Genomic DNA, 13228 nt, shown 5'->3' with positions numbered 1-13228 from the left:
TGGCACAGTTGCGCGCATGTCCGAGATCCAAGCGCATCCGGCCCACACCGTCCGTCCCTCGGTCCTCTCCGACGAAGCCGCTCTCGGTGAACTCGACCGCGCCACCTGGTCGACGCTGCACGCCGTGTCGCCGATGCCGCAGCCGCCGTACGCGCCGTTCTTCGACGACAACCACCGGCCGCAGGACTTCCTGGTGGCCGAGGCGCGGGACGGGGCGGGCGTAGTACGGCCGGCCGGGTACCTCAGGCTGGTCCCGCCGACCCCGCTGGCCTGCAATGCGCACGTACGCCAGATACAGGGCCTGGCCGTGGCCGACTGGGCCCGCGGCCGGGGGATCGCCAGGGGGCTGCTGCGGGCGGCGATGGCGGTGGCGCGGAGCCAGGGCGCGAACCGGATGACGCTGCGGGTGCTCGGGCACAACACGCCCGCGCGTGCGCTGTACACGTCGGAGGGGTTCGTCGTCGAGGGAGTGCTGCCCGGTGAGTTCTTCCTGGGCGGGCGGTATGCCGACGATGTACTGATGGGGCGCTCGCTCGCTCCTTGAGCGGCTCGCCGCCCAGGTCCTCCGCTCAGGCCCTGAACAGCCGCATCCCGCCGGTGAGTTCGTGCAGACAGCGCACCGCGAGGTCGGCGGGCGAGCCGGCCCCGGTCGTCGGGGCGTCCGTGCCCGCCCATGTCTCCAGCGCGACCCGCACCGCGTCCGTGGCGGCCGCGGCGGCGAGCCGGATCTCCAGCGGGTCCGCCCCGTCGCCCGCCAGCCGGGTCAGCACCGGCAGCAGCCGCTCCTCCGAATCCTGGTTGACCCGGTACCAGACGGCCCGCAGCGCCGGATCGCCCTGCGCCGCCCGCAGCAGCCCGCGGGTCTGGCCGAGCTGCTCCGTGGCGTGCTCGTCGCCCGGACTCAGCGCGTCCTTGACCGCCCGTTCCAGCACCCCGGCGAGCGGGGCGCCCGGCTCGGCCGCTTCGAGCAGCGCCTGCCAGTGCTCGGCGCCGCCGGTGAGCAGCGGCCCCACCGCGTCCTGCTTCGAGCGGAAATGGCGGTAGAAGGTACGCAGGGCGACGCCCGCCCGGTGGGCGATGTCCTCCGCCGTGGTGCCGTCCGGCCCGCGCTCGGCGAAGAGCGCGGCGGCCGCGCGCGCGATGTCCAGCTGGGTCGCGGCCTTGCGGCGTTCCGTGAGTGACGGCCGAGGGGTGCTCATTCCCCGCAGATTACCCCGGCCGGGCCCGATCCGCATCGATCGAGTGCACGCAATGACGGCATGGCAAAACGTGCCACCAAGGCGTACGGTGGACACATACTGCTGGGTGAGGGATTCGCCGGCCCGGACACCGTGGCGAGCGTCGTCGAGATGCTCGGCTCCGAGGACGGGGCGTTCAACACCGGACGGAGATCCGCATCGACGGCGGCACCCACTACTGACCGGGCAACGGACGGGAGCGGTACGGGTCAGACGCTGCCGAACCGCTCCTGGAGCAACGGGAAGCGCTCGGCCAGCGCCGTGTCGTCCTCGAAGCTGAACGGGGTGCCCTCCGGCTCGACGGGCTGGGGCGGCAGCCCGAGATCCGGCGCGACGACGCCGGTGAGCTGCTCGTACGCCTCGTCGGCGGCGTAGCCCAGCTCCTCCGCGTCCCCGTCGAGCTCCTCGTCGAAGTCGTCGAGGAGCTCGGCGAGGCTGTCCGGATCGTGCACGGCGCCCTCGAAGACCTCCCGGCCCTGGCCGATCAGCCAGCAGCGGAAGTAGTCGAAGGCGTCGTCGCTCGCCCCGCCGAGCAGCACGGCGGCGGCACCCCACAGATCCCAGCGGTACGCGCGGTTGTAGCGGGCCTCGAAGTGCCGGGCGAAGTCCAGCACGGAATCGGGATCGCGCTGCACCAGTCGTTCGACGAGCAGGTCGGCGTGGTCCTCGGGGTCACCGTCGGCGGCCTCGCGGGTGCTGTCGATGAGCTCCCAGAATTCCGTCTCGTCCATCACGGGTCCAGCATCGGCCTTGGCAGCGGGCGACGCACGCGGAGACACCGGAACGACGCCTTACAGGGGCCGCCGGTAGAGCGCGTGCAGCCGTTCGGCGGCGGCGGCGAAGCGGGTCCGCAGCGCGGCCGGCTCCAGGACCTCCAACTCCGGGCCCAGCGAGAGCAGCTGGCCGTACGCGACGTCCAGGGACTCCACCGGCAGGGTGACCGTGACCCATCCGTCTGCCCCGGGCGGGCCGGCCGCGGCCAGGGCGTCCCGGGCGGCGACGCGGTCCACGGTGTGCGGCAGCCGGCCGGCCGCCGCCTCCGAGAGACGCAGCGTCACCTCGGCACGCAGGATCGACCGGGCGAACTGCGCCGCGCGCTCGTTCCAGAAGCCCGGCAGGTCGAAGTCCCCGTCCCGGACGAACCGGGTGTCCGACACGGTGACGGACCTGAACCGGTCGATCCGGTACACCCGGAAGTCGTCCGCCGCGCGGGCACAGAGGTACCAGACCCCGGCCTTGAGCACGAGCCCGTACGGAGCCAGCTCCCGCTCCACCTCGGTGTCCTGACCGGGCCGCCGGTAGCGGGCCAGGACCGTCCGGTCGTCCCAGACCGCCTCGGCGACGGCGGGCAGCAGCTCGGGGGTGGCCGGTTCCCGGTACCAGCCGGGTGCGTCCAGGTGGAAGCGCCGGGCGACACCGGTGGAGGCGTTCCGCAAGGACGGGAGGAGGGCGGCCGACACCTTCAGCCGGGCGGCGGACGCGGCGTCCTCCAGGCCCATCTCGCGCAGCGCGGAGGGCAGGCCGGAGAGGAAGAGCGCCTCGGCCTCGTCACGGGCGAGACCGGTGAGCCGGGTGCGGTACCCGCCGACGAGCCGGTACCCGCCCGCCCGCCCCCGCTCCGCGTAGACCGGGACCCCGGCCTCGGAGAGCGCCTGGGCGTCCCGGGTGACCGTTCGCTCCGACACCTCCAGCTCCTGGGCGAGCTCGGAGGCGGTCATGGTGGGGCGGGACTGCAGGAGCAGCACCATTCTGATGAGCCGGGCAGCACGCATGCGGCCATTGTGGCCGCGGTACGCGGCCGACGGGAAAACCGAGCCCGTCCGGCGATCGAGGACAGAACCCGCGCCGGCGCGGGACAGACGCAGGCGGAGGACCGGGAGCCGGGCAGACGCAGGCGGAGGACGGGGAGCGGGGCGGACGCAAACGGAGGACGGGGAGCGGGTCCGGCCCGCTCCCCGTCCTGCGGGCCGTCAGAGCCCGTACCGCTCGCGCGCCTCCTTGACCACGGACGCCGGCACCTCGCCGCGGCGGGCCAGCTGGGCCAGGGCCGCGACCGTGACCGACTGCGGGTCGACGCCGAAGTGGCGGCGGGCCGCCTCGCGGGTGTCGGAGAGGCCGAAGCCGTCCGTACCGAGCGAGGACCAGTCCTGCTCCACCCACTGGCTGATCTGGTCCGGCACCGCGCGCATCCAGTCGCTGACCGCGAGGACCGGACCCGGTGCGCCTTCCAGCGCCTGGGTCACGTACGGCACCCGCTGCTCACCGCGGAGCAGCGCCTCGTCGCACTCCAGCGCCTCCCGGCGCAGCTCGCCCCACGAGGTCGCGGACCAGACGTCGGCCGTGACACCCCAGTCCGCGGCCAGCAGTTCCTGGGCCTCCAGGGCCCAGTGGATCGCCGTACCGGAGGCCATCAGCTGAAGGCGCGGCGCGTCCGCCTTCGCGGGCGTGCCCTCCTTGAACCGGTAGAGGCCCTTGATGATGCCCTCCTCGATGCCTTCCGGCATCGCGGGCTGCGGCTTCGGCTCGTTGTAGACCGTCAGGTAGTAGAAGACGTTCTCGGCCTCGGGGCCGTACATCCGGCGCAGACCGTCCTGGACGATCACCGCGATCTCGTACGCGAACGCCGGGTCGTAGTTGAGCGACGCCGGGTTCGTGGACGCGAGCAGGTGGGAGTGGCCGTCCGCGTGCTGGAGGCCCTCGCCCGTCAGGGTCGTACGGCCCGCCGTGGCACCGACCACGAAGCCGCGGCCGAGCTGGTCGCCCAGCTGCCAGAACTGGTCGCCCGTACGCTGCCAGCCGAACATCGAGTAGAAGATGTAGAACGGGATCATCGGCTCGCCGTGCGTCGCGTACGACGTGGACGCGGCGATGAAGTCGGCCATCGCGCCGGCCTCGGTGATGCCCTCGTTGAGGACCTGGCCGTCCTTGGCTTCCTTGTAGTACATCAGCTGGTCACGGTCGACCGGGTCGTACGTCTGGCCCAGCGGCGAGTAGATGCCGGCCGACGGGAACAGCGCCTCCATACCGAAGGTGCGGGCCTCGTCGGGGACGATCGGAACCCAGCGCTTGCCGGTCTCCTTGTCCCGCATCAGGTCCTTGGCCAGGCGCACGAACGCCATGGTGGTGGCCAGTTCCTGCTTGCCGGAGCCCTTCTTCAGCGCGGTGAACGCACGCTCCTCGGGCTGCGGCAGGGCCACCGCGTGCACCCGGCGGGCCGGGGCGGGGCCGCCGAGGGCGGCACGGCGCTCCTGGAGGTAGCGGACCTCGGGGGAGTCGGCGCCCGGGTGACCGTAGGGCACCAGGCCCTCGTCCAGCTTCGAGTCCGGGATCGGCAGCTCCAGCAGGTCGCGCATGGCGCGGAACTGCTTGCCGTCGAGCTTCTTCATCTGGTGGTTGGCGTTGCGCGACTCGAAGCCCGGGCCGAGCGTGTAGCCCTTCACCGTCTGCGCGAGGATCACGGTCGGCGCACCCTTGTGCTCGACCGCCGCCTTGTACGCCGCGTACACCTTGCGGGCCTCGTGGCCACCGCGCGAGGTGTGGAAGCACTCGGCGATCTTCGCGTCGGTGAGCAGCTTCGCCAGCTCGGCGAGCGCGGGCTCGGCGCCGAAGAAGTGCTGCCGGATGTACGCGACGTCGCGGGTGGCGTACGTCTGGAACTGCGCGTCCGGGACCTCCCGGAGCCTGCGGACCAGCGCACCCGAGGTGTCGAGCTGGAACAGCTCGTCCCACGCGCTGCCCCAGAGCGTCTTGATGACGTTCCAGCCGGCGCCGCGGAACGCGCCCTCCAGCTCCTGGACCACGCGGAAGTTCGCGCGGACCGGGCCGTCGAGGCGCTGCAGGTTGCAGTTGATGACGAAGGTCAGGTTGTCGAGCTGCTCGCGGGCCGCGAGGGCCAGGGCCGCGGTCGACTCGGGCTCGTCCATCTCGCCGTCGCCCAGGAAGGCCCAGACGTGTGAGTTCGACGTGTCCTTGATGTTGCGGTTGGCCAGGTAGCGGTTGAAGCGCGCCTGGTAGATCGCCGAGAGCGGGCCGAGGCCCATCGACACGGTGGGGAACTCCCACAGCCAGGGCAGCCGCCGCGGGTGCGGGTAGGACGGCAGGCCTTCGCCGCCCGCCTCCTGGCGGAAGTTGTCGAGATGCTGCTCGCTGAGCCGGCCGTCCAGGAAGGCGCGGGCGTATATACCGGGGGAGGCGTGGCCCTGGATGTAGAGCTGGTCGCCGGAGCCGTCCCCCTCCTTGCCGCGGAAGAAGTGGTTGAAGCCGGTCTCGTACAGCCAGGCCGCCGAGGCGAAGGTGGCGATGTGGCCGCCGACGCCGAGCCGGGAGCCACGGGTGACCATGGCAGCCGCGTTCCAGCGGTTCCAGGCGGTGATCCGGGACTCCATCGCCAGGTCGCCGTCGAACGCGGGCTCGGCGGCGGTCGGGATGGAGTTGACGTAATCGGTCTCCAACAGTTTGGGCAGCGCGAGACCGGCGCCCTCGGCATGCTGGAGCGAGCGGCGCATCAGATACGCGGCGCGGTGCGGGCCAGCGGCCTTGGTGACGGCATCCAGGGAGGCCGCCCATTCGGCGGTCTCCTCGGGGTCGCGGTCCGGGAGCTGGTCGAGCTCGCTCGGAAGCTTTCCTACGGGGTCGGTCATGTTCGCCGCCTTCCGGTGAGGAGGGGGGTGGAGAAGTCCCTGACTGGCAGGACAGGGCGATGGGGCCGGTGGGCCCGCTGGTGAACTGTAAGTCGCCGATCGATGATCGATCAAAGTGTGAAGGGCAAAACTTCTCGATATCAAGAAATTGGCATGCGGTGCCGCGAAACAGGGCACGGAGTGACGGGATATATCAGATAAAAGGGGCGCTCATCTGCACAAATGAGCGCCCTTCGCGACAGATGTGCACTCACCCGGTTCGGTCCTCGGGTACCCCGGTACGGGTCCCGGCTGCCCCGGTACGAGCCTCGGGCGGCCCCCGCCATGAACCTCAGGCGCGCGGCGCGCAGCCCAGTACATGCGCCTTGACCAGCGCGCCGATGTCCGCGTCCTTGCGCAGGAACGCCTCGATGAGCGCCTCGTGCTCCTCCGCGTACGACTTCTGCACCGTGCCGAGCCAGCGGATCGAGAGCGCGGTGAACACCTCGATGCCCAGCCCCTCCCAGGTGTGCAGCAGCACGGCGTTGCCGGCCGCCCGGACCAGCTCGCGGTGGAAACCGACCGTGTGGCGCACCTGGGCCTCGCCGTCGGCCCGCCGGTCCGCCTCGTACAGCGCCGCCACGTGCGGCGCGAGAAGCGAGCAGTCCTCGCCGAGGCCGGGGGCCGCCAGCTCCGCGGCGATCTGCTCCAGGCCGGCCCGGACCGGATAACTCTCCTCCAGATCGGCCGCGGTGAGATTGCGGACCCGGACGCCCTTGTTGGGCGCCGACTCGATCAGTCGGAGCGTCTCCAGCTCCCGCAGCGCCTCGCGCACGGGCGTCTGGCTGACCTCCAGCTCGGTGGCGATGCGCCGCTCCACGATCCGCTCGCCCGGCTTCCAGCGCCCGCTGACGATCCCGTCCACGATGTGCTCGCGGATCTGCTCGCGCAGCGAGTGGACGACGGGCGGGGTCATGTGAGGCTCCTTCGGGGCAAACCGGTGCTGCCTGCACCCATCCCCGCTGCAGGCGGCGATCGGTGGTGTCTAGACAATACGGCGGCGCCCCCGTCCGGGAGTGTTCCGGACGGGGGCGCCGCAGGTGAGGCTTGTTACAACCGTGGTGCTCAGAGGCCGAGCTCGACCTCGAACTCACCGGCCTCCAGGATCGCCTTGACCGTGGTCAGGTAACGGGCGGCGTCCGCGCCGTCCACCAGACGGTGGTCGTAGGAGAGCGAGAGGTACGTCATGTCGCGGACGCCGATGACGGTGCCCTCGGCGGTCTCGATGACGGCCGGACGCTTGACGGTGGCGCCGATGCCCAGGATGGCTGCCTGGTTCGGCGGCACGATGACGGTGTCGAACAGCGCACCGCGCGAACCGGTGTTGCTGATGGTGAAGGTGGCACCGGACATGTCGTCCGGCGTCAGGCCGCCACCGCGGGCCTTGCCCGCCAGCTCGGCGGTCTTCTTCGAGATACCGGCGATGTTGAGGTCGCCCGCACCCTTGATGACCGGGGTCATCAGACCCTTCTCGGCGTCCACGGCGATGCCGATGTTCTCCGAGTCGAAGTACGTGATCGTGCCTTCGTCCTCGTTGATCCGGGCGTTGATGACCGGGTGGGCCTTCAGCGCCTGGGCGGCGGCCTTGACGTAGAACGGCATCGGGGACAGCTTGACGCCCTCACGGGCGGCGAAGGCGTCCTTCGCCTTGTTGCGCAGCCTCATCAGCTTGGTGACGTCGACCTCTACGACCGAGGTCAGCTGGGCCTGCGAGTGCAGCGCCTTCATCATGTTCTCGCCGATGACCTTGCGCATGCGGGTCATCTTGACCGTCTGACCGCGCAGCGGGGACACCTCCAGCTTCGGCGCCTTCGAGGAGACGGCCGGAGCGGCGGCGGGCGCCGGAGCGGCAGCGGCGGCCTTGGCGGCCTCCGCGGCGGCGACGACGTCCTGCTTGCGGATACGGCCACCGACGCCGGTGCCCTTGACCGCGTTCAGGTCGACGCCGTTCTCGGCGGCGAGCTTGCGGACCAGCGGCGTGACGTACGCGCCGTCGTCACCGGAGGTCGCGGCCGGAGCGGCCGGGACCACCGGGGTGACCGGAGCCGGGGCGGCGGCGACGGGAGCCGGAGCGACGGGCGCCGGAGCGACCGGCGCCGCGACCGGTGCGGCGGGAGCCACCGGAGCGGCGGGAGCCACCGGAGCCGGCGCGGGTGCGGCCGGAGCGGGGGCGGCGGGCGCCGGAGCAGCAGCCGGGGCCGGGGCAGCGGCAGCCGGAGCAGCGACCGGAGCCGGGGCGGCGGCCGGTGCGGCACCGGGCGCACCGATGACGGCGAGCTTGGCGCCGACCTCGGCGGTCTCGTCCTCGGCGACGACGATCTCCAGCAGCACACCGGAAACCGGGGCCGGGATCTCGGTGTCGACCTTGTCCGTGGAGACCTCCAGGAGGGGCTCGTCCTCCGTGACCTCCTCGCCGACCTCCTTCAGCCAGCGGGTGACGGTGCCCTCGGTGACGCTCTCGCCGAGCGCCGGGAGGGTGACGTCGGTCCCGGCGGCGCCACCGGCCGGGGCGGCGGCCGGAGCCTCGGCCACAGGGGCGGGAGCGGCGGCGGCGGGGGCCTCGGCGGCCGGTGCCGGAGCCGGTGCCGGAGCCTCGGCAGCGGCGGCGGGTGCCGGAGCGGCAGCCGCGGCGGTGCCATCGTCGATGATGGCCAGCTCGGCGCCGACCTCGACGGTCTCGTCCTCGGCGACCTTGATGGCGGCCAGGATGCCGGAGACGGGGGCCGGGATCTCGGTGTCGACCTTGTCGGTCGATACCTCGAGCAACGGCTCGTCGGCTTCGACGCGCTCGCCCTCGGCCTTCAGCCAACGGGTGACAGTGCCCTCGGTGACGCTCTCGCCGAGCGCCGGAAGGGTTACGGAAACCGACATGGTTTCAGTTGCTCCTTACGAATGTGCGGAAGTAGGTCGGTCGTCGCGCCCGGTCGACTGATCAGTCGTGGGAGTGCAGAGGCTTGCCGGCCAGGGCCAGGTGCGCCTCGCCCATCGCCTCGTTCTGCGTCGGGTGGGCGTGGATGAGCTGCGCGACCTCGGCCGGCAGCGCCTCCCAGTTGTAGATCAGCTGGGCTTCGCCGACCTGCTCGCCCATACGGTCACCGACCATGTGGACGCCGACCACGGCACCGTCCTTGACCTGGACGAGCTTGATCTCGCCCGCAGTCTTGAGGATCTTGCTCTTGCCGTTGCCCGCGAGGTTGTACTTGAGGGCCACGACCTTGTCCGCGCCGTAGAGCTCCTTGGCCTTGGCCTCGGTGATACCGACGGAGGCGACCTCGGGGTGGCAGTACGTCACCTTCGGGACACCGTCGTAGTCGATCGGAACGGTCTTCAGGCCGGCCAGCCGCTCCGCCACGAGGATGCCCTCGGCGAAGCCGACGTGCGCGAGCTGGAGCGTCGGGGCCAGGTCGCCCACGGCCGAGATGGTCGGAACGTTGGTCTGCATGTACTCGTCGACGAGGACGTAGCCGCGGTCCATCGCGACACCGGCCTCCTCGTAACCGAGGCCCTGCGAGACGGGGCCGCGGCCGATGGCGACGAGCAGCAGCTCGGCCTCGAAGGTCTTGCCGTCGGCGAGGGTCACCCGGACGCCGTCCTGGGTGTACTCGACACCCTGGAAGAACGTACCGAGGTTGAACTTTATGCCGCGCTTGCGGAACGCGCGCTCAAGAAGCTTCGAGCTGTTCTCGTCCTCGACCGGGACCAGGTGCTTCAGGCCCTCGACGATGGTGACGTCCGTGCCGAAGGACTTCCACGCCGAGGCGAACTCGACGCCGATGACGCCGCCGCCCAGCACGATCGCGGACTTCGGGACGCGGTCCAGCTTCAGCGCGTGGTCCGAGGAGATGACGCGGTTGCCGTCGATCTCCAGGCCCGGCAGCGACTTCGGCACGGAGCCGGTCGCCAGGAGCACGTGGCGGCCCTGGATGCGCTGGCCGTTCACATCCACCGAGGTGGGGGAGGAAAGCCGTCCCTCACCCTCGATGTAGTGCACCTTGCGGGAGGCGATGAGACCCTGCAGACCCTTGTACAGGCCCGAGATCACGTCGTCCTTGTACTTGTGGACGGCCTCCATGTCGATGCCCTCGAAGGTGGCCTTGACACCGAACTGGTCGGCCTCGCGCGCCTGGTCCGCGATCTCACCGGCGTGCAGCAGGGCCTTCGTGGGGATACAGCCGTTGTGCAGGCAGGTGCCGCCGACCTTGCCCTTCTCGATCAGAGCGACGTCCAGGCCCAGCTGCGCTCCGCGCAGGGCCGCGGCATAACCGCCGCTACCACCGCCGAGGATCACTAGGTCGAAAACGGTGCTGGCGTCGTTCGCCACGTCACGTCCTCCATGCATGTGCGCCGTACGCCGGGCCCCGTCGTGGGGTGTGACCGGCCGGTCGGCTGGTGTGCGGCCGCTTTTGTCATTCGGCCCTGTGGTGGGGGCCCTGTCCTGCCGAGAACCCATCTTCGCACTTGTTGACGGTGGGCGGGACGCGGGGCCCGGGTCTGAGACGGATGATCGCCCGTCCCAGGGGGTTACCGCTGCGTAGGGACGTGCCGATTTCGTCAAGAGCGAAACCTGCCCGGACCCGTCCGCGGTGCCGTGGGTGGAACACGGACGGCCCCGGACGTATGCCCGGGGCCGTCCGCCGGCTGCGATCTCAGAGGCTCAGCCGAGGTCTCCGGCCGCGGTGCGCTCGGCCAGCTTCACCAGGGTGCGGATCGCGGACCCGGTGCCGCCCTTGGGCGTGTAGCCGTACGGTGCGCCCTCGTGGAACGCCGGTCCCGCGATGTCCAGGTGCGCCCAGGCGATGCCCTCGCCCACGAACTCCTGGAGGAACAGACCGGCCACCAGGCCGCCGCCCATCCGCTCGCCCATGTTGGCGATGTCGGCGGTCGGGGAGTCCATGCCCTTGCGCAGGTCGGCCGGGAGCGGCATCGGCCAGGAGGCCTCGCCGACCTCGTCGGCGATCTCGTGGATCGAGGTACGGAAGGCGTCGTCGTTCGCCATGATGCCGAAGGTGCGGTTGCCCAGGGCCAGCACCATCGCGCCGGTCAGGGTCGCCACGTCGACGATCGCGTCCGGCTTCTCCTCGGAGGCGCGGGTCAGCGCGTCGGCGAGGACGAGCCGGCCCTCGGCGTCCGTGTTGAGGACCTCGACGGTCTTGCCGCTGTACATGTGCAGCACGTCACCGGGGCGGGTGGCGTTGCCCGACGGCATGTTCTCCGCGAGGGCCAGCCAGCCGGTGACGTTGACGCGCAGGCCCAGCCGGGCGGCCGCGACGACGGCCGCGAACACGGCGGCGGCGCCGGCCATGTCGCACTTCATCGTCTCGTTGTGGCCGGCGGGCTTCAGCGAGATGCCGCCCGAGTCGTAGGTGATGCCCTTGCCCACAAGGGCCAGGGTCTTCTCCGCCTTCGGGTGCGTGTAGGCGAGCTTCACCAGGCGCGGGCCGTGGGTCGAGCCCTGGCCGACGCCGAGCAGGCCGCCGTAGCCGCCCTTGACGAGCGCCTTCTCGTCGAGCACCTGCACCTTGATGCCGTGCTCCTTGCCGGCGGCGGTGGCCACGGCGGCGAAGGACTCGGGGTACAGGTCGTTCGGCGGGGTGTTGATCAGGTCGCGGGCGCGGTTGATCTCCTCGACCAGTGCGACGGCACGCTCCGCGGCGGCCTTGAACGCCTTGTCGCGGGGCTTGGCGCCGAGCAGGGCCACCTCGGCGAGCGGCAGCTTGGGGCCGCCGGCCTCGGCGCCCTTGGGGGCGAGCTTGTTCTCGCCGCGCTGGTAGGCGGTGAAGGCGTACGCGCCCAGCAGCGCGCCCTCGGCGATGGCCTCGGCGTCCTCGACGGAGCCGACGGGCAGCGCGAAGCCGGCCTTCTTCGAGCCGGTGAGTGAGCGGGCGGCGCAGCCGGCGGCCCGGCGCAGCGCCTCGGCGTCGTACGCGCCGTCCTTCTCCGGGACCGGGCCGAGCCCGGCCACGATGACGACCGGGGCCTTCAGGCCTTCGGGCGAGGGGAGCTTGGTCAGCTCGCCCTCGGCACCGGAGGCGCCCAGGGTTTCCAGGATGCCGGCGAGCTTTCCGCCGAACGCCTTGTCCACGGCCTCGGCGCCCGGTGCGAGGACCAAGCTCCCAGACTTGGATCCAGCGCCCTTGGCGACGCCTACGACGAGTGCGTCGGCGCGCAGCGTCGCCGCACCGGAGGTGCTGAGAGTGAGAGCAGTCACGGTGGTGAAATCTCGCTTCCGTAGAGTTCTTTGTCGGTCGAGGGGTGGGCCGACCGTGCCCGGCGCATCGTAGACGCCGCCCCAATGTGCCGGGAATGAGCCTACGCGCGCCCTTGCTGCCGGATCACGGCGGCGGGCCGTCGGCGCGCTCCGGCGGCCGTACCGTTGGCAGTCCGGGATGATCTTTCCGGGGGAACGGACCATGACCGCAACGATGTTGGCGGCGGGCCGGTGAACAGGGGGAACGATGCGTGATCAGGTGGCCACACGTGTGACCGGACGGCCGGTCGCGCTGCCCGTCACCGTACTGATGCTGCTGGTCGTGCTGGCGGGCTGCACCTCGGCGCCGGAATCCGCCCCGGACGGCCGCCCCGCCGCCGGGCGCTGGCAGCCGGAACCGGGCACCGACTGGCAGTGGCAGCTCTCCGGCAGGCTGGACACGACGGTGGACGCCCCGGTGTACGACATCGACGGCTTCGAGCACGACGCGGCTCAGGTGGCCGGGCTGCACCGCAAGGGGCGCAAGGTCATCTGCTACCTCTCCACCGGCGCCTGGGAGGAGTTCCGCCCGGACGCGGACGACTTCCCCGCCGCGGTCCTCGGGAAGAGCAACGGCTGGGCGGGGGAGCGCTGGCTCGACATCCGCCGCACCGACGTCCTTCAGCCGCTGATGGAGGCCCGGATCGCCATGTGCGCCAAGAAGGGCTTCGACGCGGTGGAGCCCGACAACATGGACGGCTACCGCAACCGGACCGGCTTCCCGCTGACCGCGGCCGACCAGCTGCGCTACAACCGGCTCATCGCCGGCGCGGCCCACCGCCACGGCCTCTCCGTCGGCCTGAAGAACGACCTCCCGCAGATCCCGCAGCTGGTGGGGGACTTCGACTTCGCGGTCAACGAACAGTGCGCCCAGTACGAGGAATGCGCGCAGCTCAGCCCGTTCGTGAAGGCGGGCAAGGCGGTCTTCCACGTGGAGTACGAGCTGCCCCTGGCACGGTTCTGCGACGGGTCCCGGCGGCTGGGGCTCAGCTCGCTGCTCAAGAAGTACGAGCTCGGCGTCTGGCGCCGGCAGTGCCCGGCGGCCGGGAACTGACCGGACGCCT

Annotated in this window: 10 protein-coding genes and 1 pseudogene; 3 read left to right on the top strand and 8 right to left on the bottom strand. The window is 71.4% G+C overall.

The window, feature by feature from the left end:
• Nucleotides 1-16 precede the first annotated feature (16 nt).
• Nucleotides 17-544, top strand: a complete 528-nt coding sequence (locus tag FHX80_RS05145; protein ID WP_145763109.1) for a GNAT family N-acetyltransferase — start codon at nucleotides 17-19, stop codon at nucleotides 542-544.
• Between the two features lie 25 nt (nucleotides 545-569).
• On the opposite strand, the gene FHX80_RS05140 is transcribed toward FHX80_RS05145, so the two are convergent.
• On the bottom strand, nucleotides 570-1199 hold the full coding sequence (locus tag FHX80_RS05140; RefSeq protein ID WP_145763108.1) for a TetR/AcrR family transcriptional regulator: 630 nt from the start codon (nucleotides 1197-1199) through the stop codon (nucleotides 570-572).
• A 102-nt stretch (nucleotides 1200-1301) separates the two neighbouring features.
• Between FHX80_RS05140 and FHX80_RS35465 the strand changes: the two are divergent.
• Nucleotides 1302-1420, top strand: a pseudogene (locus FHX80_RS35465) (short-chain dehydrogenase); the annotation flags it as partial.
• A 27-nt stretch (nucleotides 1421-1447) separates the two neighbouring features.
• Here the strand turns inward: FHX80_RS35465 and FHX80_RS05130 are convergent.
• The 7 genes from FHX80_RS05130 to FHX80_RS05100 form a co-directional block, all read right to left on the bottom strand.
• Nucleotides 1448-1969 (bottom strand): DUF4240 domain-containing protein, encoded by a 522-nt coding sequence (locus tag FHX80_RS05130; protein WP_145767082.1) that lies wholly within the window; start codon nucleotides 1967-1969, stop codon nucleotides 1448-1450.
• Nucleotides 1970-2029: 60 nt separating this feature from the next.
• Entirely contained in the window at nucleotides 2030-3010 is a 981-nt protein-coding gene (locus FHX80_RS05125) for a helix-turn-helix transcriptional regulator (RefSeq protein WP_145763107.1), read from the bottom strand.
• Nucleotides 3011-3208: 198 nt separating this feature from the next.
• The gene (aceE, locus tag FHX80_RS05120; RefSeq protein WP_145763106.1) at nucleotides 3209-5878 is read right to left on the bottom strand and encodes a pyruvate dehydrogenase (acetyl-transferring), homodimeric type; all 2670 of its coding nucleotides are present in this window, start codon (nucleotides 5876-5878) and stop codon (nucleotides 3209-3211) included.
• Nucleotides 5879-6209: 331 nt separating this feature from the next.
• Nucleotides 6210-6833 (bottom strand): GntR family transcriptional regulator, encoded by a 624-nt coding sequence (locus FHX80_RS05115; RefSeq protein WP_145763105.1) that lies wholly within the window; start codon nucleotides 6831-6833, stop codon nucleotides 6210-6212.
• A gap of 149 nt (nucleotides 6834-6982) precedes the next feature.
• Entirely contained in the window at nucleotides 6983-8788 is a 1806-nt protein-coding gene (gene sucB / locus FHX80_RS05110; RefSeq protein ID WP_145763104.1) for a 2-oxoglutarate dehydrogenase, E2 component, dihydrolipoamide succinyltransferase, read from the bottom strand.
• A gap of 61 nt (nucleotides 8789-8849) precedes the next feature.
• Nucleotides 8850-10238, bottom strand: coding sequence for a dihydrolipoyl dehydrogenase (gene lpdA, locus FHX80_RS05105; RefSeq protein ID WP_145763103.1), 1389 nt, complete (start codon nucleotides 10236-10238; stop codon nucleotides 8850-8852).
• 333 nt (nucleotides 10239-10571) lie between these two features.
• Complete coding sequence (locus FHX80_RS05100) at nucleotides 10572-12125, bottom strand: leucyl aminopeptidase (protein ID WP_145763102.1); 1554 nt, start codon at nucleotides 12123-12125, stop codon at nucleotides 10572-10574.
• A 247-nt stretch (nucleotides 12126-12372) separates the two neighbouring features.
• Here FHX80_RS05100 and FHX80_RS05095 point away from each other — a divergent pair, with 247 nt between their 5' ends.
• The gene (locus tag FHX80_RS05095; protein WP_145763101.1) at nucleotides 12373-13218 is read left to right on the top strand and encodes an endo alpha-1,4 polygalactosaminidase; all 846 of its coding nucleotides are present in this window, start codon (nucleotides 12373-12375) and stop codon (nucleotides 13216-13218) included.
• The last annotated feature ends 10 nt before the right edge of the window (nucleotides 13219-13228 follow it).

This window comes from Streptomyces brevispora, assembly GCF_007829885.1.
GTDB classification, from domain to species: domain Bacteria; phylum Actinomycetota; class Actinomycetes; order Streptomycetales; family Streptomycetaceae; genus Streptomyces; species Streptomyces brevispora.
This window is presented reverse-complemented; position numbering and strand designations above follow the sequence as displayed.